Source organism: Mesorhizobium sp. B1-1-8, assembly GCF_006442795.2.
GTDB lineage: Bacteria > Pseudomonadota > Alphaproteobacteria > Rhizobiales > Rhizobiaceae > Mesorhizobium.
Window position 1 is genome coordinate 4,680,193 of the sequence record NZ_CP083956.1, and the last position, 19,952, is coordinate 4,700,144.

Annotated in this window: 23 protein-coding genes; 8 read left to right on the plus strand and 15 right to left on the minus strand. The window is 63.6% G+C overall.

Annotated features, from left to right (window positions below; translation table 11 throughout):
• Positions 1-7: 7 nt before the first annotated feature.
• On the minus strand, positions 8-979 hold the full coding sequence (locus tag FJ974_RS23120; RefSeq protein ID WP_140538786.1) for an MBL fold metallo-hydrolase: 972 nt from the start codon (positions 977-979) through the stop codon (positions 8-10).
• A gap of 393 nt (positions 980-1,372) precedes the next feature.
• Positions 1,373-2,800 carry a hypothetical protein gene (locus tag FJ974_RS23125; RefSeq protein WP_140538785.1) on the minus strand — a complete coding sequence of 476 codons (1,428 nt, stop codon included), beginning with the start codon at positions 2,798-2,800 and terminating at the stop codon, positions 1,373-1,375.
• A 456-nt stretch (positions 2,801-3,256) separates the two neighbouring features.
• Between FJ974_RS23125 and FJ974_RS23130 the strand changes: the two genes are divergently transcribed.
• Positions 3,257-4,252, plus strand: a complete 996-nt coding sequence (locus FJ974_RS23130; RefSeq protein ID WP_140538784.1) for a transporter — start codon at positions 3,257-3,259, stop codon at positions 4,250-4,252.
• Between the two features lie 3 nt (positions 4,253-4,255).
• Here FJ974_RS23130 and FJ974_RS23135 read toward each other — a convergent pair whose 3' ends face one another.
• From FJ974_RS23135 to cysS, 9 genes are all read right to left on the minus strand, one after another.
• Positions 4,256-4,942, minus strand: coding sequence for a glutathione S-transferase family protein (locus FJ974_RS23135; RefSeq protein ID WP_140538783.1), 687 nt, complete (start codon positions 4,940-4,942; stop codon positions 4,256-4,258).
• Positions 4,943-4,952: 10 nt separating this feature from the next.
• On the minus strand, positions 4,953-5,879 hold the full coding sequence (rarD, locus tag FJ974_RS23140; protein WP_140538782.1) for an EamA family transporter RarD: 927 nt from the start codon (positions 5,877-5,879) through the stop codon (positions 4,953-4,955).
• A gap of 145 nt (positions 5,880-6,024) precedes the next feature.
• Positions 6,025-7,647, minus strand: coding sequence for a citramalate synthase (cimA, locus tag FJ974_RS23145; RefSeq protein ID WP_181177320.1), 1,623 nt, complete (start codon positions 7,645-7,647; stop codon positions 6,025-6,027).
• Positions 7,644-8,609 (minus strand): prolyl aminopeptidase, encoded by a 966-nt coding sequence (gene pip, locus FJ974_RS23150; RefSeq protein ID WP_140538780.1) that lies wholly within the window; start codon positions 8,607-8,609, stop codon positions 7,644-7,646. Before pip ends, cimA begins: the two co-directional genes overlap by 4 nt.
• A complete protein-coding gene (locus tag FJ974_RS23155; protein ID WP_140538779.1) occupies positions 8,606-9,082 on the minus strand; it encodes a GFA family protein in 477 nt (158 codons plus the stop codon). Before FJ974_RS23155 ends, pip begins: the two co-directional genes overlap by 4 nt.
• A complete protein-coding gene (locus FJ974_RS23160; protein ID WP_140538778.1) occupies positions 9,079-9,570 on the minus strand; it encodes a GFA family protein in 492 nt (163 codons plus the stop codon). Before FJ974_RS23160 ends, FJ974_RS23155 begins: the two co-directional genes overlap by 4 nt.
• A 22-nt stretch (positions 9,571-9,592) precedes the next feature.
• Positions 9,593-9,979, minus strand: coding sequence for a VOC family protein (locus FJ974_RS23165; protein ID WP_140538777.1), 387 nt, complete (start codon positions 9,977-9,979; stop codon positions 9,593-9,595).
• Positions 9,976-10,380: an endonuclease domain-containing protein gene (locus FJ974_RS23170; protein ID WP_226891358.1), complete on the minus strand. Its 405-nt coding sequence runs from the start codon at positions 10,378-10,380 to the stop codon at positions 9,976-9,978. Before FJ974_RS23170 ends, FJ974_RS23165 begins: the two co-directional genes overlap by 4 nt.
• Positions 10,381-10,582: 202 nt before the next feature.
• Positions 10,583-12,064, minus strand: a complete 1,482-nt coding sequence (cysS, locus tag FJ974_RS23175; RefSeq protein ID WP_140538775.1) for a cysteine--tRNA ligase — start codon at positions 12,062-12,064, stop codon at positions 10,583-10,585.
• A gap of 388 nt (positions 12,065-12,452) precedes the next feature.
• Here cysS and FJ974_RS23180 point away from each other — a divergent pair, with 388 nt between their 5' ends.
• Entirely contained in the window at positions 12,453-12,608 is a 156-nt protein-coding gene (locus tag FJ974_RS23180) for a hypothetical protein (RefSeq protein ID WP_140538774.1), read from the plus strand.
• Positions 12,609-12,681: 73 nt separating this feature from the next.
• Here the strand turns inward: FJ974_RS23180 and FJ974_RS23185 are convergent, their stop codons facing one another.
• Positions 12,682-13,443, minus strand: coding sequence for an SOS response-associated peptidase (locus FJ974_RS23185; RefSeq protein ID WP_140538773.1), 762 nt, complete (start codon positions 13,441-13,443; stop codon positions 12,682-12,684).
• 118 nt (positions 13,444-13,561) lie between these two features.
• On the opposite strand from FJ974_RS23185, the gene FJ974_RS23190 reads away from it, so the two are divergent.
• The 4 genes from FJ974_RS23190 (at position 13,562) to FJ974_RS23205 (ending at position 15,939) form a co-directional block, all read left to right on the plus strand.
• Positions 13,562-13,987, plus strand: a complete 426-nt coding sequence (locus FJ974_RS23190; RefSeq protein ID WP_140538772.1) for an NUDIX hydrolase — start codon at positions 13,562-13,564, stop codon at positions 13,985-13,987.
• A gap of 74 nt (positions 13,988-14,061) precedes the next feature.
• Positions 14,062-14,439, plus strand: a complete 378-nt coding sequence (locus FJ974_RS23195; RefSeq protein ID WP_140538771.1) for a TIGR02301 family protein — start codon at positions 14,062-14,064, stop codon at positions 14,437-14,439.
• A 339-nt stretch (positions 14,440-14,778) separates the two neighbouring features.
• A complete protein-coding gene (locus FJ974_RS23200; RefSeq protein WP_140538770.1) occupies positions 14,779-15,036 on the plus strand; it encodes a hypothetical protein in 258 nt (85 codons plus the stop codon).
• A 108-nt stretch (positions 15,037-15,144) separates the two neighbouring features.
• Entirely contained in the window at positions 15,145-15,939 is a 795-nt protein-coding gene (locus FJ974_RS23205) for a hypothetical protein (protein ID WP_140538769.1), read from the plus strand.
• A 9-nt stretch (positions 15,940-15,948) separates the two neighbouring features.
• On the opposite strand, the gene FJ974_RS23210 is transcribed toward FJ974_RS23205, so the two are convergent.
• From FJ974_RS23210 to FJ974_RS23220, 3 genes are all read right to left on the minus strand, one after another.
• Positions 15,949-16,662 carry a nucleotidyl transferase AbiEii/AbiGii toxin family protein gene (locus FJ974_RS23210; protein ID WP_140538768.1) on the minus strand — a complete coding sequence of 238 codons (714 nt, stop codon included), beginning with the start codon at positions 16,660-16,662 and terminating at the stop codon, positions 15,949-15,951.
• Positions 16,663-16,729: 67 nt separating this feature from the next.
• Positions 16,730-16,954 carry a hypothetical protein gene (locus FJ974_RS23215; protein ID WP_140538767.1) on the minus strand — a complete coding sequence of 75 codons (225 nt, stop codon included), beginning with the start codon at positions 16,952-16,954 and terminating at the stop codon, positions 16,730-16,732.
• Positions 16,955-16,999: 45 nt separating this feature from the next.
• On the minus strand, positions 17,000-18,331 hold the full coding sequence (locus FJ974_RS23220) for a dihydroorotase (RefSeq protein ID WP_181177319.1): 1,332 nt from the start codon (positions 18,329-18,331) through the stop codon (positions 17,000-17,002).
• A gap of 82 nt (positions 18,332-18,413) precedes the next feature.
• Between FJ974_RS23220 and FJ974_RS23225 the strand changes: the two genes are divergently transcribed.
• Both FJ974_RS23225 and FJ974_RS23230 read left to right on the plus strand, forming a co-directional pair.
• Entirely contained in the window at positions 18,414-19,292 is an 879-nt protein-coding gene (locus FJ974_RS23225; protein ID WP_140538766.1) for a YgfZ/GcvT domain-containing protein, read from the plus strand.
• Positions 19,292-19,930, plus strand: coding sequence for an HD family hydrolase (locus tag FJ974_RS23230; RefSeq protein ID WP_140538765.1), 639 nt, complete (start codon positions 19,292-19,294; stop codon positions 19,928-19,930). Before FJ974_RS23225 ends, FJ974_RS23230 begins: the two co-directional genes overlap by 1 nt.
• The last annotated feature ends 22 nt before the right edge of the window (positions 19,931-19,952 follow it).

The window sequence follows — 19,952 nt, forward strand, 5'->3', positions numbered from 1 at the left end:
ATTCAAATCAGATCTGGGTTGGGGTGAAGGCATAGGCGCTGCCGTCCTTGACGAAGCTGCCGGTGCCGGGGAACGGGAAGTGCGAGCCGCAGATGCGGATATTATCGGCAATCACCTGGTCGATGATCTTGTGGCGCGTGGCGATCGCCATCGGCCCGTCCTGGTCGTAGCTGCCCTGCCATTCGGGATGCGGCGCGAGCAGCGCCGGCACATACATGGTGTCGGCCGAGACGAGGAACTGCTCGGCGCCGGCATCGACATGGTAGACGGAGTGGCCGGGCGTGTGGCCGGGCGCCGCCATGATGCGGATGCCGGGCACCACCTCGGCGCCGTCGTCGACCAGCTTCCAGTTCTTCCATTTCGGGAAGTTTTCGGCAATGCGCTTGCCCGCCGGCTTGCGGCCCTCGGGCAGCTTGGCGAGGCGGCTGGGATCGGTCCACCAATTGTATTCGGCAGCGTTGACGATGAGCTCGGCATTCGGGAATACCGGCGCGTTGGTGCCCTTCTCCATCAGGCCCCATGCATGATCCGGATGGAAATGCGAGATCATGATGGTGTCGATCGCCTTGTAGTCGATACCGGCGGCCTTCATGTTGGCCGGCAGATGCGTGGCGTTGGCCTGCCACTGGCCGACGCCGGAGCCGGCATCCATCATGATCGTGCGGCCGTTCATCTGGAGCACGACGACGGTGAGCGGAATAGGCATGAACTCGGTGGTCAGTCCCGCCTTGGCGAGCGCTGCCTTGGTGTCGTCGACCGAAACGTCCTTGATGAAGGCCGGGTCGTGGGGCTTGCGCCAGATGCCGTCATAGACGGCGGTGACCTCGAGCGAGCCGATCTTGTATTTGTAGAAGCCGACGAGCGGCTCGACCGGGGTTTCGGCAAAGGCCGGCGGCGCGAATTCCAGCTTGCCGGCGATGCCGAAGGCGGCCGCGGCGGCCGCGGAGCCGAGTACCATGCGGCGTGTCATGTTGAACATCAGAAGTCTCCTAATGACTGCGGTTGGCGGTGGTGGTCAATGCGTGCCTTGGGAGGATGGCCTCATTACACAGCAAGACCCGGAAGGCCCGCGCTTTATTCCCGGGGTCTCCAAGTTTTTTCAGAAATGCTGGAGATGGCTGGCCGATTTACTCCGATGCGGGCCGCTGCCGGCGCTATTCATGTGACAGCAGACGGGTGACATCCGCGGAAGCGACGTTCTCAGCCGGTGGGATCGAGACCTATGCAAACAGACCGGCGCCGGGCTTGGGCCCGACGCCGTCGTTTCGGTTGTGCAAAAGATTCCGGGCAAACGCCCGCCAGAGGTCAATCCGGAGCGGCCAACTCGGCAGACAGCCGTTCCACCTGGTCGGTGCGCAATGTCGGCAGCGGTCTACTCGGCTGGGGTTGCGCGGAGGTTGCGGCGGGCCGTTCGCCTGTTCGTGCCACGCGACGGATCCGCGACGACGCCATTGGCTGCGGCGACGACGTCGTTGCGCGACCGTGCATTGGTCACCCTGTGCAGCCGCTCATAGGGCAGGAGCTCCTTGATGCGTGCATTGAGGGTGACGATCTCGGCGCGCAGGTCCTCGCATTCCTGCTTCTGGACATCGAGCTGTATCTGCTCGGATGCCTGCAGCAGCGAAAGCTGGGAGAGATTGGCGCTCGCCGCCGACAGGTTTCTCTTGTCGGCTTCGTTCTCGTTCTTCAGAACCGCCAGCCTCTCTTCGGCGATCTGCCGTTCGGTCACTGCATCGTTCAGCTGAACCTTGAGCCTGGCCATCTCGACCGAGACCTCGCTGTTTTCGTTCGAGGCCAGTTCCAGCCGCGCCTGCAGATCCTGGATTTCGGAACGCAGGCCGCGCATCTCGCTTTGCCGGCGCGCCTGCTCGGCTTCGCGGTCGCTTTCGGCGATGCGGGCCGCCTCGGTCATTTCGGCGAGCTTGGCCTGCGCGCTCTCCAGCAACTTCTGCAGCCGCATTTCCTCTTTCTCGGACTTGCCGAGTTGGGCCAGGAGTTCGGCGACACGGGCGGTTTCGCTGGCATGGGTCGCGGCGAATTCGTCGAGCTTGTGGCGCGCCTCGGCCTCGCGCTTCATCGCCTGTTCCAGGTCGATCGACAGCCCGACATGCTTTTCACGCAGCTGCTTGTTCTCGCCGGCACGCCTGTCGGCCTCGACGGTCTTGGCCGACAGCGCCTTGGCAATATCGCCGAATTCCGCCTCGCGCCTGGCGCTCTCATTGGCCGCCTCGACCAGCTCCAGCCTCGCGGCGGCAAGGGCCGAGCGCAGCGCCTCCCTGTCCTGCACCAGGCTTGCCTCGCGCTGCTGCCAGGCCTCGGCTGCACTGTCGAGCTCCCGCTGCCTCCTGGCCGCTTCGAGCAACTGTTCCGAAAGTGTCTTGTGCTCGGTGGTCAGGCCGGCATTGGCCAGCTCCAGTTCGTTGGCGCGCAACACGTCGCCGTGCAGGATGTTGAGGAGCTCGCGGGTCATCTGATGGGCGGTCGCGATCTCCGATAGCCTTGTATGGATTTCGTCCATGTGTCCCACGCCGTCGCGGAAGATGCCCGAGATGGCATTCAAGGCAGCCAATCTGGTCTGCGTATGCGGCGTCAGCCGCGGCGCCGGCACATCGGTTTCACCCTGAGACGGTTGATCGTCGCTGCTTGCTGCGAGGTCTCCTTCGACGGCTTCGGCGCCGGGCGACGATGGTTCGTCCCCGGTTGCAAGACCTGCCTCGAATGCTTCGGCAATCTCCTCCTGAAGGTCCTGAAATTCCTGATCGAGTCCCTCGGCACGCTTGATGAGAGATTTGAAATTCATGACACGATTACCTCTACGCTGAACCCCTGCACATCTAGTTAATTAATTACTAATGTACCCTTTCACGTTCCGCACGGGAAGCCCCGCCGACAGAAAGCCGAAATTGAGGTTACCACGCCTTTTTGGATGCTTGGGCGAAGTCCTGCCAGCATTACCTTTGCCGACTGAGATAAGTGCATGTTTCGGACCAGCGCGGCCTCGTCCCGGTCTATTCTCGCGCGGTGAGAAACTTCTTGAAAATGTGCAGATCGCCAGGTCGCCGGCCTTGCACCTCTGATGCTGGCCGGCCAAGCCGGCGACAGCCGCCATCACGCAACTGTCACACGAAAACCGGGCCACCCGTGCTAGAAACCCGGCTAAAGCATGTCCTTGTCCCGAAACCGCTGCACACTTTCGGGAGACATGCCATAGCCGCAACGCGACCCCGACCGCATCAAAAGACCCTGCGACGCCGCCATGAACATCGCTCTCCCCGCCGAAGGCACCGATCTCTCGCCCTATTTGCCGGACGAGCACGGGCTGTTCTTCATCTATCACTTCAAGGAGGACGGCTCCCGCACCAAGGACGTTGCCGAGGCGCACTGGACGTGGCGCAGCTACCAGATCACCGACCTGCGTGCCCGCCAGGAAATCGGCGCCGAGCAGGCCCTGCCGGCCCTGGTGCGCGAGGCGCTCCTGTCCCCCAGCCATGGCTGCCATATCGACTATGAGAGCGACTTCCTCTATGGCGATCTGCCCGATCTCAGGCACGATTTCGTCGAGGCGCGCGGGCTCACGCATTTCCGCTTCGCCTTCAACGACAGGATGCTGATCGGCGCTCGCAAGCAGCCGCTGGAATCGGTCGATGCCATCCGCAAGGCGGTGGAGAGCGGATCGCGTAAATTCCGCACGCCGGCCGAGCTGATCGAGGCGGTCATGGGGCAGTCGCTCGACGGCATGGCGGGCGAACTCGACAAGATGGGCGACACGCTTGACGGCATCGAGGACCGCATCGTCTGCGACGCCTGGCACAGCGAACGCCAGGCGCTGGTCGACGCGCGCCGGCAGCTGGTGATCGTCCACCGGCAAATGGCGACGCTGACCAGCCTGTTCCGCCATCTCGACCATTCGCATCGCAACGACTTGCCGGACCCGATCAACGACATGGCCACACGCCTCTCGCACCGAGCGCATACGCTGCATCATGACGGAGAGCAGCTGCAGGCGCGCACAAGGCTGTTGCAGGACGAACTGATGGCGAAGCTGACGGAGCAGTCGAACCAGCTGCTCTATATTCTCTCGGTGATGACTGCCGTGCTGTTGCCGATGACCATCATCTCCGGCCTGTTCGGCATGAATGTCGGCGGGATGCCGCTAGTCAACACGCCGATGGGTTTTTGGGTAGTGACGGCGATATCGGTCGTGATCGCCGGCTGTATCTATATGCTGGTGCGGCGGCTGGGACGCGTTTAAACGCTACGCCGTAGCGCGAAAATCCTCAACAATAGTGCCAGCGGCGCGGACTTCCGCTTCGTGGCCGGGTTCGCGCCAGGTTTCGGCGAGGCCGGCCGCGTACCATTCGCGCATTGCCGGCAAATCGAGCAGGCGCTTCAAATAGGCAGCGGCGGCACCCTCGAACACCAGGCCATAGGACTGCGCCCGGAACGCCACCGGGGCGAAGAAGGCATCGACGGCGGTGAAGCGCTCGCCGGTCAGGAACGGTCCGCCGAAGCGGGCGAGGCCGTCATTCCACAGATCGCCGAGACGGAAAACATCGTGCTTCAGCGCGTCGGACATGGGCGAAAGCTCGATGCGCACGCCGCAGCTCATCGGGCAGTCGTTGCGCAAAGCGGTGAAGCTCGAATGCATCTCGGCCGCGGCCGAGCGCGCCCAGGCGCGCGCTCTGGTCGACGACGGCCATACGCCCTGATGCCGCTCAGCCAGATATTCGACGATGCTGAGCGAATCCCAGACCGCCCAGCCGTCGTCGACCAGGCACGGCACGCGGCCGTTGGGCGAGAACGACCTGTAGAAATCAAAGCTCGGCCCGGCCGGGAACGGCATCAGCCGCTCCTCGAAAGGGATGTCGAGGGTGCGCATCAGCAGCCACGGCCGCAGCGACCATGAGGAGTAATTCTTGTTGCCGATGTGTAGCAGGTACATCCGGAAGTTCCTACTGAGCAGCCTGGACGGCGGGGCGGCGCGCCGTCATCAGCATCGACCAGGAATACATCGCCAGCGCCGTCCAGATCAGGGCAAAGGCAATGGCCTCGATCATGCCGAACGGCTCGTCGAAGATCAGCACCGCGATCAGGAACACCATGGTCGGCGCGATGTATTGCATGATGCCGATGGTTGAAAGGCGCAGCAGCCTGGCGCCGAAGGCGAAGAGCAGAAGCGGCACCGCGGTAATCGGACCGCAGCCGATCAACAAGGCCGTGTCGGAACCGGTGCTGGAGATGAAATGATCCTGCCCGGTCGCGATCAAATAGGCAATGTAGCAAAGCGCCGGCACCGACAGCAAAAGCACTTCGAGCAGAAAGCCCTGGCTGGGGCCGATCGGCAGCGTCTTGCGGAAGAAGCCGTAGGCGGCGAAGGAGAAGGCCAGCGCCAACGAAACCCAGGGCAATTTTCCGGCGTCGATCGTCAGCACTGCCACCGCGATCGCTGCCAGCGCCACCGCCGCGATCTGCAGGCGGTCGAGCCGCTCGCCTAGCAGAAGCGCGCCGACGACGACGCTGACCAGCGGGTTAATGTAATAGCCAAGCGCCGTCTCCACTGTGCGGTCGACCGAGATCGCCCAGACATAGATGCCCCAGTTGATCGAGATCAGCACCGCCGTCAGCGCCGCCATGGCAATGCTCTTCGGCGAGCGGATCGCCGCCTTGAAATCGGCGGTGCGGCCGGCCCAGACAAGAACCGCGGCGGCGATCGGCACCGACCAGACGACGCGGTTGGCGATCACCTCGGCAAGCGGCAGATGCGCCACCGCCTTCATGTAGAAGGGCAGCAGCCCCCATAGGAAATAGGCGCCGAGCGCCAAAAGGAAGCCGCGGCGGGCCTTGGCGTCTGCGTCGAGGGAAGCTGTTTCGGTAGCCATGGCCCAACGCTATGGCCCAGCCGATCGCCCAAGACCATCGCAAATTTCTGATGGATCAATGGACTTTTGGTGATGGTTCAAGAGGTCGGTGCGCTGTTCCTCGCTCCACGAAGTGGACCCGCTTTGCGGGGCGAGGAAAGGAGCCCTACTCCGCCGCCACCAGGCCCGCCATGTCGCGGTTCTTCATCAGCTTGTAGACGATCGAATCCATCAGCGCCTGGAAGGAGGCGTCGATGATGTTTTCCGACACGCCGACCGTCCACCAGCGGGCGCCGGTGGCATCGTGCGATTCGATCAGGACGCGGGTGATGGCCTCAGTGCCGCCATTGAGGATACGCACCTTAAAGTCGGCAAGCTCGAGGTCGACAATCTCGTTCTGGTATTTGCCGAGGTCCTTGCGCAGCGCGATGTCGAGCGCGTTCACCGGGCCACGGCCTTCGGCCACCGACATCTTCTCCTCGCCGTCGACCATCACCTTGACCACTGCTTCGGAGACCGTCTTCAGGTTGCCGTTGGCATCGAAGCGGCGCTCGACGAGGCAGCGGAACGAGGTGACGTTGAAGAATTCCGGCAGGCCGTGCAGCATCTTGCGGGCCAACAATTCGAAGGAGGCGTCGGCACCCTCATAGGCATAGCCTTCGGCCTCGCGCTCCTTGACGACGGCAATCAACGCGTCGAGCCGGTGGTCATCCTTCGGCACATCGATGCCGCGCCGCTTCAGCTCGGCGAGGAAATTGGCCTTGCCGCCCTGGTCCGAGACCATCACGCGGCGGCGGTTGCCGACGGCTTCGGGAGGCACATGTTCGTAAGTCGCCGGTTCCTTGGCCAACGCGGAGGCATGGATGCCGGCCTTGGTGGCGAAGGCCGAAGCGCCAACGTAAGGCGCCTGCGCTTCCGGCGCCCGGTTGAGCAATTCGTCGAAGGCGCGGGAGAGCCGCGAAATGCCGGTCAGCGCCTCGGCCGAAATGCCGGTCTCGAAGCGGTCGGCGAAGGCCGGCTTCAGCGAAATCGTCGGGATGATGGAGATCAGGTTGGCGTTGCCGCAGCGCTCGCCGATGCCGTTCAGCGTACCCTGGATCTGGCGCACGCCGGCCTCGACGGCGGCGAGCGAATTCGCCACCGCCTGGCCGGTGTCGTCATGGGCATGGATGCCGAGATGATCGCCCGGAATGCCGGACGCAATCACCTTTTCGACGATGGCGCGCACCTCCGACGGCTGCGTGCCGCCATTGGTGTCGCACAGCACCACCCAGCGCGCGCCAGCGTCATAGGCGGTCCTGGCGCAGGCCAGCGCATAATCAGGATTGGCCTTGAAACCATCGAAGAAATGCTCGCAATCGACCATGGCTTCCTTGGCCGAAGCCACCGCCGCCTCGACCGACGCCTTGATCGAGTCGAGGTTCTCCTCGTTGCTGCAGCCGAGCGCCACACGCACATGATAGTCCCAGCTCTTGGCGACGAAGCAGATGGCGTCGGACTTCGATTGCACCAGCGCTGCCAGGCCCGGATCGTTGGAAGCCGAGATCCCTGCCCGCTTGGTCATGCCGAAAGCGACGAATTTTGCCCGCGCCGTGCGCTTTTCCCGGAAGAAAGCGGTGTCGGTCGGATTGGCGCCAGGATAGCCGCCCTCGACATAGTCGATGCCGAAGTCGTCCAGCAGTTTTGCAATGGCGATCTTGTCCTCGACGGAAAAGTCGATGCCCGGCGTCTGCTGGCCGTCGCGAAGGGTGGTGTCGAAGAGATAGAGGCGCTCGCGAGCCATTGTCATTTCCCCGCAAACTTATCCGTCGCGCGGATCAGCCGGTCGAGTATTCCCGGCTCCGAATAGGCGTGGCCGGCGCCTTCGATGAGGTGGAAATCCGCCTTCGGCCAGGCCTTGTGCAGCGCCCAGGCGTAGCGCGCCGGGCACGGCATGTCGTAGCGGCCGTGGACGATGGTGCCGGGGATGTCCTTCAGCTTCCAGGCGTCGCGCAGCAGTTGTCCCTCTTCCAGCCAGCCGGCGTGGACGAAATAATGGTTTTCGATGCGGGCGAAGGCCACCGCATAGTCGTCCTCGCCGAAAGGGCCGCTGGTTTCCGGTTCCGGCAGCAGCGTGATCGTCTCGCCTTCCCACAGGCTCCAGGCACGGGCCGCCTCGACCTGCGCCTTACGGTCGGAGCCGACCAGCCGCTTGCGGTAGGCGGCCATCATGTCGCCGCGCTCGGCTTCCGGGATCGGCGCCAGGAAACGTTCCCACTTGTCGGGGAACATCTCGGAGACGCCGAACTGGTAATACCATTCGAGCTCGGCGCGGGTGAGCGTGTAGATGCCGCGCACGACCAGTTCGCTGACTCGCTCCGGATGTGTCTCGGCATAGGCGAGCGCCAGCGTCGAACCCCATGAGCCGCCTAACACCAGCCATTTGTCGAAGCCGCACATTTCGCGCAGGCGTTCGATGTCGCCGACGAGATGCCAGGTGGTGTTGGCTTCCAGCGAGGCATTGGGCGTCGACTTGCCGCAGCCGCGCTGGTCGAACAGGATTACGTCGTAGAGCTTCGGGTCGAACAGCCGCCGGTGTTTCGGCGAGATGGTGCCGCCCGGGCCGCCATGCAGGAACACGGCCGGCTTGGCGCCTTTGGTGCCGGAGCGCTCCCAATAGACGGTATGGCCGTCGCCGACATCGAGCATGCCCGAATCGAACGGCTCGATCTCTGGATAGAGCGTACGCAAGGAACTGCTGTGGATCGTCATAGTTTCAAGCCGTGCTGCGGCCAGTTGGCCGTCTCGTGGTCGGGGTGCTGGAAGGAGATGATCTGCTCCTGCTTCCTGTAATAATCGGGGTCGTCGTGGACCGGCGCCTCGAAGATCTTTTCCACCCAGGGCAGCCGCACGGCATAGTTGACCTGGATCTGCGGGGCGAGGTCGGAACGATCGTCGAAGGCGCCGATGGCGATCTCCAGCGCGCCGGGCTGGCGGTAGGTCAGCGGCGTGCCGCAACGGCGGCAGAAGCCGCGGTCGATGTTGACCGAGGACTGGAAATAGCTCGGCTCCTCATGGGTCCATTCGACGCCATCCTTCGGCACCGTCACCAGCGCGCCGAAGAAGGAGCCGAAATGCTTCTGGCACATGCGGCAATGGCAGATGGACGGGCGTCCAAGCTCGCCATGAATGCGAAAGCGCACGGCGCCGCATTGGCAGCCGCCGGTTCGAACTTGATTGGTCATGGTCTTTCCTCCGGTGGCCATTGCTCGGTGTCGTGGTCGGGATGCTGGTAGGAGACGAGCTCGGCGAGATAGGGCGCCGAGGAAATGTCAGCCATCGTATCTTCGGACGGCAGCTTTGGAATGCCGTCGACATAAGGAAGCTTCGCCTCCACGCCCCACTGGATGGTCGGCGCGATGCCGGCCGGATCGTCGAAGGCGGCAATTGCCAGTGCTACGCCGTCGGGCGCCTCGAAAGTCAGCGGCGTGCCGCATTCGGCGCAGAAACCGCGCCAAACGGCATTGGACGAGCGGAAGCGCTTGCGCTCGCCGCGCGTCCAGTCGAGCCTGGCGTCGCGCACGGAGACCAGCGGCAGGTAGAAATTGCCGCTCGCCTTCTGGCACATGCGGCAATGGCAGACGGATGCATCGCCGAGCGCGCCCTCGACGCGAAAGCGCACCGCGCCGCACTGGCAGCCGCCCGTATAGACCGGCCGGTTGTCGAGGCTCATGGCTTACTCCGATTCATGGGGCTCATTCCGGATCATGGCAGACCGCCTCTACGTTGTTGCCGTCGGGATCGAAGACGAAGGCGCCGTAATAGTTAGGATGGTAGTGCGGGCGCAGGCCAGGCCCGCCATTGTCCGTGCCGCCGGCCGCAAGGGCCGCGGCATGGAAGGCGTCGACCTCGGCGCGGCTGCGCGCGGTGAAGGCGACGTGCTGACGGTCCCTCGGTTTCTCCCCGCCCGCACTCACCCAGAACACCGGCCGGTCGCGGCCATAGCCGCCGACTTTGGCGCCGCCCGTATATTCCTCCGGCACCATGTAGAGCAACGACGCGCCCAGCGGCGCCATCGCCTTGTCGTAGAAGGCTTTCGAGGCGTCGAAATCGGAAACGGTGATGCCGAGATGGTCGATCATGGAGCGAGCTCCTCCCTTGCTGGTGCCGGCTCTTCGGCGTTGCCCGGGCCGGCGGCGATGACGATGTGCTGGCAGACATTGTCGATATCGCGGATGACGTCGTCGTTCCAGAAGCGCAGGATGGTCCAGCCTAGCGTCTCGAGCTTCGCGGTTCGCGCAGCATCGGATGACGACACCTCCGGCGAACCATGTTGCGAGCCGTCCAGCTCGACGATCAGCTTCTTGTCGGGGCAGGCAAAATCGACGATGTAGCCAGCTATGGGCATCTGGCGGCGGAACGCCATTCCCATCAGCCTACGAGCACGGACCTCATTCCAAAGCTTCAATTCGGCATCTGTCATCGCCTTGCGCATCTTGCGCGCATTGCCGCGGTTGAGAAGAGACACCCGATGATGGGTCATCGCGAGGCCCCCCTCTCTGTCCTGCCGGACATCTCCCCCTCAAGGGGGGAGATCAGCAGCTTTGCCGACGGCGCCCAGTCTTCGACATTGGCGATTGGCGAAAGCCGACGCGACAGCCAATCTCCCCCCTTGAGGGGGAGATGTCCGGCAGGACAGAGAGGGGGGCCTCGCTCCGACCTCTCCACGAGGAATGCATCCATCCTCACCGCTTTATCTCCCAGGTGGTGATGCGCTCCCCGGTAACCGGGTCCTTGCCGTCCTTCAACTGCACGCCTTGCGCCAGGAGCTCGTCGCGGATGCGGTCGGCTTCGGCCCAGTTCTTCGCGGCGATAAAGGCGAGGCGGCGGTTTACTTCGCTTTTCACCGTATTCACGTCATCTGAACCTCGATTGTGACGTCTCAAGGTACGTGCGTAAGACCGCCAGTCGATCCCCAACATCAACAGAGTTGCGTCGACCTCCTGATCGAACCTAAGGTCGTGCAGTATCGAGATGGCGGATGACACGTTTAGATCGTCCGATACGGCGTCGATCACTTTTGGACTGACTTCAGTCCGTGCCGGTCGTGGGACGTCGCCCCGTGGATCACCCATCATTGCGAAATCGAATGCCTTAATCTTCCCAACAAAACGACGTAGGTTGCGTTCCGCCTCCTCCAGCCTCCTCACAGTAAAGTCGATCGGCTCACGGTAGTGCGTCATCAGCATCGCCAGGCGCAGCACCTCTCCAGGCCAGCTACGGCCGCCGAAGATTTCCATCTCCAGCAGTTCATGGATCGAATAGAAATTGCCGAGGCTCTTCGACATCTTCTGCCCTTCGACCTGCAGGAAGCCGTTGTGCATCCAGACATTGGCCATCACCTTGGTGCCGTGGGCGCAGCGCGACTGGGCGATCTCGTTCTCGTGGTGCGGGAAGATCAGGTCGAGACCGCCGCCATGGATGTCGAAGACCTCGCCGAGATAGGCTGCCGACATCGCCGAGCATTCGATGTGCCAGCCGGGCCGGCCCCTGCCCCACGGGCTTTCCCAGCCGGGCTCTTCGGGCGTGGACAGCTTCCACAGCACGAAATCGCCGGGGTTCTTCTTGTGCGCGTCGACGGCGACGCGGGCGCCGGCCTGCTGCTCGTCGAGATTGCGCTTCGACAGCTCGCCGTAGTCCGGCATCGAGGCGGTGTCGAACAGCACCTCGCCTGCCGCCACATAGGCATGACCGCGCTCGATCAGCTGCGCGATCAGCGACAGCATGTCGGCCTTGCCGTCGGCGCGCGGCGCCACGAATTCCGTCGCCCGCGGCTCGAAGGTCGGCTCCAGGCAGCCGAGGGCGGCGACATCCTTGTGATACTGGTCGGCGGTCTTTTCGGTGACCTTGCGGATAGCGCCGTTCAGCGTGAGCTTCCCTGCCGCGATCTCGTCACCGAAATCGCGCAGCGCCCTTGCATTAATCTTGTCGTCGACATCCGTGATGTTGCGCACATACGTGACGTGCTTTTCGCCGTAGAGATGACGCAGCAAACGGAACAGCACGTCGAAGACGATCGCCGGACGCGCATTGCCGATATGGGCAAAGTCGTAGACAGTCGGGCCGCAGACATACATGCGCACATTCAGCGGATCGATCGGGATGAACCGCTCTTTCGCCCGCGTTAGCGTGTTGTGGAGGCTGAGGCCCTTCGATGCGTCAGACATGCGTGCCCTTCCGGTTTGGTTTGACCGGAACCAGGCTTGCACCCACGGCGCAAACCGGACTCCAGCCTGCTGGCCGGGGCGTTTGTCCAATCTGGGGAAAGATGAGGCGAAAACGTCCGGACCAGCGCGAGGCTAGCCAATAATGCAAATGCCACAAATGGCGAAAGACGTTTTCATGGCCGGCTTTATCGCGCCCGCCGGTGTTGCCGTCAAGTCGCCCAGCCCGGGAAAGACAGCTCCGGATCACAGGTAAAGACAGAGCGAAACATATTATTAAACATCTCGGCACAGTGATGAAACATTCTCGGGCTAGACCGCCTGGGGTCACGATTTGGTCGGAATCGGCCAACAAAGGCAGACACGAAAGCGTTACCAGGGAAGAGATCAAATGCCTCGAAACAAGCAGGAACAGAGCCGCGCCGCACAACCGGCGCTTGCCAGTCACTACCGCGCGATCGGCCCGGCCGCCATCGTCGCAGCCCTTCTTCACACCGCAAAGAAGAAGAAGCCGGCACAGAAAATCGTTTCGCCGCGCGCCGCCTGACCCCGGCACGATGGGGCGCCGGCGATGAGGGCGCGAATACGCGCCCTGGAATGAAGGCCTGAACAGGCTTTCGCTAAAACAGCGTCATCTGGTTGTCGTCCGCGCCGGGCTTCCGGCGCCTGAACTTCCCGGGTTGCGGCCCGACGACGCCTCGCTCCTGGATCTCCGGCGCGGTGTTGGCGACCTTGTTGACGAGGTCGGAAACCGCAATCGCCTCGAAGAAATCCGGTTCGGCCGGCTTGAGCAGATCGAGCACGTCGCGCGGCTCCTGCGTGCGGCAGTCCAGCCAGCGAACGAAGTCGCGCTCATCGATCACCACGGGCATGCGGTCATGGATGTGGGCGATGCCGGCATTGGCCTCAGTGGTAAGGATGGCGCCGGTGTCCATTTCCGAACCGCCCGGCTCGGCATAGGTTTCTATCAGCCCGGCGAAAGCGACCAGCCCGCCACGCCGCGGCCGGATCCAGTAAGCCTGGCCCCTGCCGCTGCCCGACTGCTGCCATTCATAGAAGCCGGAAGCCGGCACAAGCGCGCGGCGATGGCGCATGGCGGTCTTGAACGAGGCCTTATCCAGAACGCCTTCCGAGCGGGCGTTGAACAGCAGCGGAAATTCCCGCGTGTCCTGGGCCCAGGTCGGGATCAGGCCCCAGCGCACCAACATCGCCTGGCGGTCCGGCAGGTTGGAGCCCGGCGACCGCGGCGGCCCGGCGAGCGCCATCAGCACCGGCTGCGTCGGCGCAATGTTGTAGCGGGCCGGAAACTCCTCCAACTCCGCCAAGCCGAGAAAGGCGGCGGTCTGGTCTGGCGTGGCGGTCAGGGCAAAGCGTCCGCACATGGTTCGGCTCGTCGAATTGAAGTCGTCACGAAAGTGGCGATGGAACCCGGCGGGTGCAACCGTTAATGCTAAACGCGGCCATCGGTCCACAACAGGCTGCGAGAACACTCGACACTCCATGGAGCCACGCAAGATCATCCCGGCCGTTTCCGTCGCCGTCGTGCGCGGCGATAGCGTGCTCCTGGTCAAGCGGGCGCGGCCGCCCTCGCAGGGATTCTACGCTTATCCCGGCGGCAAAGTGGAACCAGGCGAGACGCTTGCAGAGGCGGCAGCGCGCGAGCTGAAGGAAGAAACCGGGCTCGAGGCCAGCGATTACAGGCCGCTGCGCGATATCCATATCGACGGCAGCGGCGAAAACCACGCGGTCGACTATCTGCTGACGGTGTTCGGCGCCGTCTATGCCGGCGGCGAGCCCGTGGCCAGCGACGATGCCGAAACCGCGGCTTTCTATCCGCTTGCCGAAATGGCGGCCATGCCGCTTGCGGGCGACGTGTTTTCGGTGGCCGAGGATTTGCTGGGAAATCACGGAAATGCCCGGCCATAGGTCCGCAGAAAATCGCCTTGCAGGCGACAAAATGTTTCGCCACAAAGCCTTGCCCTCTCCACACCAAGGCCCTGATGACCCGCGCCTCACCTCTCATCGCCGCATGCCTTGCAGCCAGCATGGCGCTGACGCCGCGGCCGACGCTCGCCGCCGAGGCGCCGTTCGAGCCGGGCCTGATGCGGCTGGCCGAGGTGCTGGGCTCGCTGCATTTCCTGCGTAATTTGTGCGGCGAGAAAGGCGACCAGTGGCGGGTCGAGATGGAAAAGCTGCTTGAGTCGGAAAACCCTGATCCCGACCGGCGCGCCCGCTTCATCGCTTCGTTCAACCGCGGCTACCGTTCCTTCAGCGGCACCTACACGCAGTGCACGCCTTCGGCCACCGAGGCCATTGCCCGCTACATGAAGGAAGGCGAAACGCTGTCGCGCGACATCGCCTCCCGTTACGGGAACTAACACCGGGTTTGTCCCCAGGTTTCGCGCGGATTGGCGCCTGTGTGACGCGCCTTATTGTGTCCGGCGACGCCTTGGTGTGATCATATGTTGCACTTGTGCAACTATGTTAACGAAACGTTAGCACGCGAATGTGGAATTAACTCAAACTGAAGGTTTTGATGCCGCAGGCCGGTCTTATCGGCTAAGCTCGACATCGATTGAACGCAGCCTTGGTGACCCTGCAGATAGCGACCGCAGAAATGTCGCATTTACAAGCACTTATCTTAGGCTGGTAACGAACTGACAGGTCAAGCCCGATCCCGCCGCCGGATCGCTGCTTGCAAAAAGGTGGACATCGCAATGGAACATGGTGTCAGCGACATCGACGCGTTGGTCAGGGAAGAAAAGCGCCTGACCGCCGTGGAAAGCCACAGCGAGGCCTGGGCGGAAGGACTGTCGGCCGGCATCGAGCCGGAGATCATTGCCGAGGCAGCGCTGGAGACCGCTTTCGGCGAGATGCTGCGTGCCAATGGCGAGACCTCGGCGCTTGCCCTGCTCGACCGCATGCGGGAAAAGGTGATCGCCGGCGCCTTCGAGCCGGAACGCGTGCGGCACTGACCCCGGTTGCTTGACGGCGCGGCATCGTGCCGAGGCGCGCCTGATCGGGGCTCGCAACCCCGGCGAGACGGGCATCCGAACTGCCGGGGGATCATGGAGAGGCAAGCGGTGAGATTTTCGATGTCAGGCCGGCCGCAAGTGCTGGCCCTCAGCATCCGCTTTGCCGTGTCCTGCGTCGCGGTTCCGCTGGCCCTCTGCGCAATCAGCACGCCGTCCTACGCGCTGAGCGAGATCCAGCGGGAAGACCTGCCATCGCCGGCCACACCGCCCGCAGACTCTAGCAATGCCACTCCGGGAAGTGCGGTGCCCATGCCCGAAACACCGGGCACCAAGCCGTCGGACAACAGCCAGCCGGCCGATACGGACAAAAGCCAGCCGGAAGCGCCGGCCGGAAGCGGCGGCGTCGCCAGCCCGCGCGTCGACCCGGACGCGCCGCAGCCCGGGGTCGTCTATGATCTCTCCAAGCTGCCCGAACCGGTCAGGCGCATGCAGGGCCTGATCGTCGACGCCTGCAAGAGCGGCGACATCGAGAAGCTCAGGCCGCTGATCGGCAAGGGCGATCAGATGACGCAATTGTCGCTGGGCGACATCGACGGCGACCCGATCATCTTCCTCAAGGGGCTTTCGGGCGACGGCGACGGCCAGGAGATCCTCGCCATCCTGGAAGAGGTGCTGAGCGCCGGCTATGTCCATGTCGACACCGGCACGCCGCAGGAACTCTATGTCTGGCCGTATTTCTTCGCCCAGTCGCTCGACAAGCTCGACCCCAGACAGCGGGTCGAGCTGTTCAAGCTGGTCACCGCAAGCGACTATGACGACATGAAGCAGTTCGGCGCCTACATCTTCTACCGCGTCGGCATCACGCCGAGCGGGCAGTGGCTATTCTTCGTCGCTGGGGATTAAACCGGAAATTCATCCCTTCTCGGCCTCCGGCCAGATGCGAGCCGCTTCCTTTCGCAACGCGGAGATGGCGCCGGTGCCCACGGCAAGGTCCATTTGCAAGGCTTCGGCTGCGTCGCGTAATTCGCCTTTATCCCGGAGCTTACCTACTACCCAGGCGACTTTCCGTTCGATATCGGGCCCATAAGCGGTTTGCGCCTTGTCGAGGGCTTCGGCCGGGATCTGCCCATACGCCTCGACCAGCATCCCGAGATCGAAGGCATCGCGATAGGCGACTGCCCGATCTTGGCATCGATCGGCATTCGCCAGCAGCTTCTCGGCAAACATGTCTGCGGGAACGAGCGCCGGTATCCCTAAATCCTCGTCAAAATGACCGCGCAAGTCGATGCGGCCCTCGCGAACGACTTCAAAGCGGATCGGCTGCCCTTTGAGACGAACAACGGTCCTCAAGCCATATTGATCGATCTGGAAGTCACGAACGGCTTCGATAGGCTGAGGAAAAAAGGCCCGGACGCCGCGTTCCGATGCCTGTGTTCGCAGTTCGCGATAGCCGTCGGCATCGGCGCAAAGGAAATCCAAGTCTAGTGAACGTCGATATTCGCCAAGCTTCATGACAATAGCCGTGCCGCCACCGAACCAGCATTGGGCGGAGGTTAGGAAGTCACGGTCCATCAACTTGAGCGCTTCGGCGATGGTCCGGTGTTCTGGTTTTCTGAACTCCTTCATGATCTCTACTCGCGGTGTTCCTGTCCAGCGCAGCGGCCGGGGGCGTGGTGGACAGGAAGGTGGGATCTCACGATGTGGTCAGAAGGACACCGTGGCCGAATGCGTCGGCCAGTTTCTTGATGAGCAGCTTCTCCCGCGCCGTAAGGCGCTTTTGATCGACGAAGCGCCAATTGCGTTCGTAAAGCGCAAAAGCCTCCTTTGCCGGGATCGGGCGCGCGATATCGCGGTTCCAGGCAAGCGCCTGAAGCTGGGGAAACTCTGCGGGAACAATCGGCGCGATGTTTGCGGTCATAGCCCGCTAAACATAATGCAGAGGGCTTAAGAAATCCAACGAGGCCTATGCGGGTAGCGCCTCTGAGAACTCCACCGCCCTGCCCTGGCCGGGCGCGACGATCTCGCCTTCCCACATGACGCGCATGCCGCGCACGATGGTGCCGACCGGCCAGCCGGTCACCTGCCTGCCGTCATAGGGTGTCCAGCCGGCCTTCGAGCCGGCCTGAGCGTTGGTGATGGTCTCGCGGCGCTTCAGGTCGACGACGGTGAAATCGGCGTCGAAGCCGGCGGCGATGCGGCCTTTCCTTGCCATACCGAAGATGCGCTGCGGGCCGTGGCTGGAAAGATCGACGAAGCGCTGCAAGGTGAGCCGGCCGGCATTGACGTGGTCGAGCATGATCGGCACCAGCGTCTGCACGCCGGTCATGCCCGACGGCGAGGCCGGGTAAGGCTTCGTCTTCTCGGCCAGCGTGTGCGGCGCATGGTCGGAGCCGAGCACGTCGACGATGCCTTGCGCAATGCCATGCCAGACGCCGGCGCGGTGACGGGCCGCGCGCACCGGCGGGTTCATCTGGATCAGCGTACCCAGCCGCGCATAGTCATCCGCCGTCAGCGTCAGATGGTGCGGCGTCGCCTCGCAGGTGGCGACGTCCTTGTGCTGCTCGAGGAAAACGATCTCCTCGGCCGTCGAGATGTGCAGCACATGGATGCGCGCACGCGTTTGTCTCGCGATACGCACCAGGCGCTCGGTGCAGCGCAATGCCGCGATCTCGTCGCGCCAGACGGGGTGGGATGACGGATCACCCTCGACGCGCAGCCCGAGCCGCTCGCGCAGGCGGAATTCATCCTCCGAGTGGAAGGCGGCGCGGCGGCGCGTGTTGCGCAGGATCGAGGCGACGCCTTCGTCATCCTCGACCAGCAGATCGCCGGTGGAGGAACCCATGAACACCTTAATGCCGGCGGCGCCGGGCAGCCGCTCGAGCTCGCCGACATCGCCGGCATTGTCGCGCGTACCGCCGACCCAGCAGGCGAAGTCGCAATGCATGCGGCCGCTGGCGCGCCGCAGCTTGTCGGCAAGGGCTGCCTCGCTGGTGGTCAGCGGATTGGTGTTGGGCATCTCGAAGACGGCGGTGACGCCGCCCAGCACCGCCGCGCGCGATCCGCTCTCCAGATCCTCCTTGTGCTCCAGCCCCGGTTCGCGGAAATGCACCTGACTGTCGACGACGCCTGGCAGGATGTGCAGGCCGCGACAGTCGATCGTCTCGCCGGCGGATGCCTGGCCGAGATCGCCGATCGCTGCGATACGGCCGCTGTTGACGCCGATGTCGCGCGCGCCTTCGCCGTCATGGTTGACCACCGTGCCGCCTGTCAGGATAAGATCATAGGTGATGGCCATAGGCGTCCGGTCTCTTGCGGGGGGAGTGTCGTCGGCTTACGTAAAGGCCGACCGTTTTGCAAGATCAGGCCACTTGCCGCCCATGCCCTTTTCCCTGCTGAAAGACCGCGCGCTCATTTCCGTCTCGGGCCTGGATGCCGAGCATTTTTTGCAGAACATCCTTACCACTGATCTCGACGCGCTCGGAGCCGGCGAGGCAAAGCCCGGCGCGCTGCTCAGCCCCCAGGGCAAGATCCTGTTCGACTTCCTGATTTCGCGCAATGGCGAAAACAGGTTCTGGTTGGAATGCCGGGCCGACATAACCGACGATTTCCTGCGCCGGCTGATGCTTTACCGACTAAGGGCCAAGGCAGAGATTGCCAAGCAGGATCAAGCGCTTGTCACGGTCGCATGGGGCGACGATGCAAGCGCCTCACATCCTGATTCATCAGGGGCTGATTCAACAGCGGTTGCCGATGCCCGCTTTCGTGGCGTGGCAGTCAAGCGCCGCTATGGCGGCAGCAAAACGGTGGGTGGCGACTCCGATGCATGGCAGGCGCTGCGCATCGAAAACGGCATCGCCGAAAGCGGCACTGACTACCAGCTCGGCGATGCCTTCCCGCATGACGTGCTGCTCGACGAGACCGGCGGCGTCGGCTTCAAGAAGGGCTGCTATGTCGGCCAGGAGGTGGTCTCGCGCATGCAGCATCGCGGCACGGCCAGGCGCCGCGTGCTGATCGCCTCCGCCAAGAGCCCGCTGCCTGCTTCGGGCGCCGAGCTGACCGTCGCCGAACGGCCGGTCGGCACACTCGGCTCCGTCAGCGGCAAGACCGGCCTTGCCATCGCCCGCATCGACCGCGTCAAGTCAGCGCTTGACGCCGGCCAGAGCATCATGGCCGGCGATGTGGCGGTGACGCTCGCCATACCTGCCTGGGCGAAGTTCACCTTCCCGCAGGACGCCGTCGGCGCGGAGGAGGCCTGATGGCGGCCGATCGCGCCGGAGCGCCATCCCGCGCCTGGCAGCGCATGCTCTCCGGCCGCCGGCTCGATTTGCTCGATCCCTCGCCGCTCGACATAGAGATTTCCGATATTGCGCATGGGCTCGCCCGCGTCGCGCGCTGGAACGGCCAGACCAGCGGCGAACATGCCTTTTCGGTGGCGCAGCATTCTCTGCTTGTCGAGGCGCTGTTTTCCGAACTGGTGCCGGCCGCTTCCGCCGAGGCACGGCTGGCCGCGCTGCTGCACGATGCGCCCGAATATGTCATCGGCGACATGATCTCGCCGTTCAAGTCGGTGATGGGCGGCTCCTACAAGGACTGCGAGCTCAGGCTGCAACACGCCATTCACCTGCGCTTTGGGCTGCCGGCGGAGCTCGGCGCCGGCTTGCGCAAGGACATTAAACGCGCCGACCAGATCGCAGCCTATTTCGAAGCGACGCTGCTGGCCGGCTTCTCGACCGCGGAAGCGACCGAATATTTCGGCCGGCCGCGCGGCTTTTCCGCCGAGCGCTTCGACTTCACGCCGCGCTCGGTAACCTGGGCACAGGCTGCCTTCCTCAAGCGCTTCGCGGCGCTCGATGCCAAACGCCGGGCTTTTGTAGCCGCGAATTCAGTGATGTAGACGACGCAAATTAACTGGGCCG

Coding starts and splice junctions, on each gene's coding strand:
- FJ974_RS23120 (WP_140538786.1), bottom strand. CDS start 979: ATGTTCAACATGACACGCCGCATGGTACTCGGCTCCGCGGCCGCCGCG.
- FJ974_RS23125 (WP_140538785.1), bottom strand. CDS start 2,800: ATGAATTTCAAATCTCTCATCAAGCGTGCCGAGGGACTCGATCAGGAA.
- FJ974_RS23130 (WP_140538784.1), top strand. CDS start 3,257: ATGAACATCGCTCTCCCCGCCGAAGGCACCGATCTCTCGCCCTATTTG.
- FJ974_RS23135 (WP_140538783.1), bottom strand. CDS start 4,942: ATGTACCTGCTACACATCGGCAACAAGAATTACTCCTCATGGTCGCTG.
- rarD (WP_140538782.1), bottom strand. CDS start 5,879: ATGGCTACCGAAACAGCTTCCCTCGACGCAGACGCCAAGGCCCGCCGC.
- cimA (WP_181177320.1), bottom strand. CDS start 7,647: ATGACAATGGCTCGCGAGCGCCTCTATCTCTTCGACACCACCCTTCGC.
- pip (WP_140538780.1), bottom strand. CDS start 8,609: ATGACGATCCACAGCAGTTCCTTGCGTACGCTCTATCCAGAGATCGAG.
- FJ974_RS23155 (WP_140538779.1), bottom strand. CDS start 9,082: ATGACCAATCAAGTTCGAACCGGCGGCTGCCAATGCGGCGCCGTGCGC.
- FJ974_RS23160 (WP_140538778.1), bottom strand. CDS start 9,570: ATGAGCCTCGACAACCGGCCGGTCTATACGGGCGGCTGCCAGTGCGGC.
- FJ974_RS23165 (WP_140538777.1), bottom strand. CDS start 9,979: ATGATCGACCATCTCGGCATCACCGTTTCCGATTTCGACGCCTCGAAA.
- FJ974_RS23170 (WP_226891358.1), bottom strand. CDS start 10,380: ATGACCCATCATCGGGTGTCTCTTCTCAACCGCGGCAATGCGCGCAAG.
- cysS (WP_140538775.1), bottom strand. CDS start 12,064: ATGTCTGACGCATCGAAGGGCCTCAGCCTCCACAACACGCTAACGCGG.
- FJ974_RS23180 (WP_140538774.1), top strand. CDS start 12,453: ATGCCTCGAAACAAGCAGGAACAGAGCCGCGCCGCACAACCGGCGCTT.
- FJ974_RS23185 (WP_140538773.1), bottom strand. CDS start 13,443: ATGTGCGGACGCTTTGCCCTGACCGCCACGCCAGACCAGACCGCCGCC.
- FJ974_RS23190 (WP_140538772.1), top strand. CDS start 13,562: ATGGAGCCACGCAAGATCATCCCGGCCGTTTCCGTCGCCGTCGTGCGC.
- FJ974_RS23195 (WP_140538771.1), top strand. CDS start 14,062: ATGACCCGCGCCTCACCTCTCATCGCCGCATGCCTTGCAGCCAGCATG.
- FJ974_RS23200 (WP_140538770.1), top strand. CDS start 14,779: ATGGAACATGGTGTCAGCGACATCGACGCGTTGGTCAGGGAAGAAAAG.
- FJ974_RS23210 (WP_140538768.1), bottom strand. CDS start 16,662: ATGAAGGAGTTCAGAAAACCAGAACACCGGACCATCGCCGAAGCGCTC.
- FJ974_RS23215 (WP_140538767.1), bottom strand. CDS start 16,954: ATGACCGCAAACATCGCGCCGATTGTTCCCGCAGAGTTTCCCCAGCTT.
- FJ974_RS23220 (WP_181177319.1), bottom strand. CDS start 18,331: ATGGCCATCACCTATGATCTTATCCTGACAGGCGGCACGGTGGTCAAC.
- FJ974_RS23225 (WP_140538766.1), top strand. CDS start 18,414: ATGCCCTTTTCCCTGCTGAAAGACCGCGCGCTCATTTCCGTCTCGGGC.
- FJ974_RS23230 (WP_140538765.1), top strand. CDS start 19,292: ATGGCGGCCGATCGCGCCGGAGCGCCATCCCGCGCCTGGCAGCGCATG.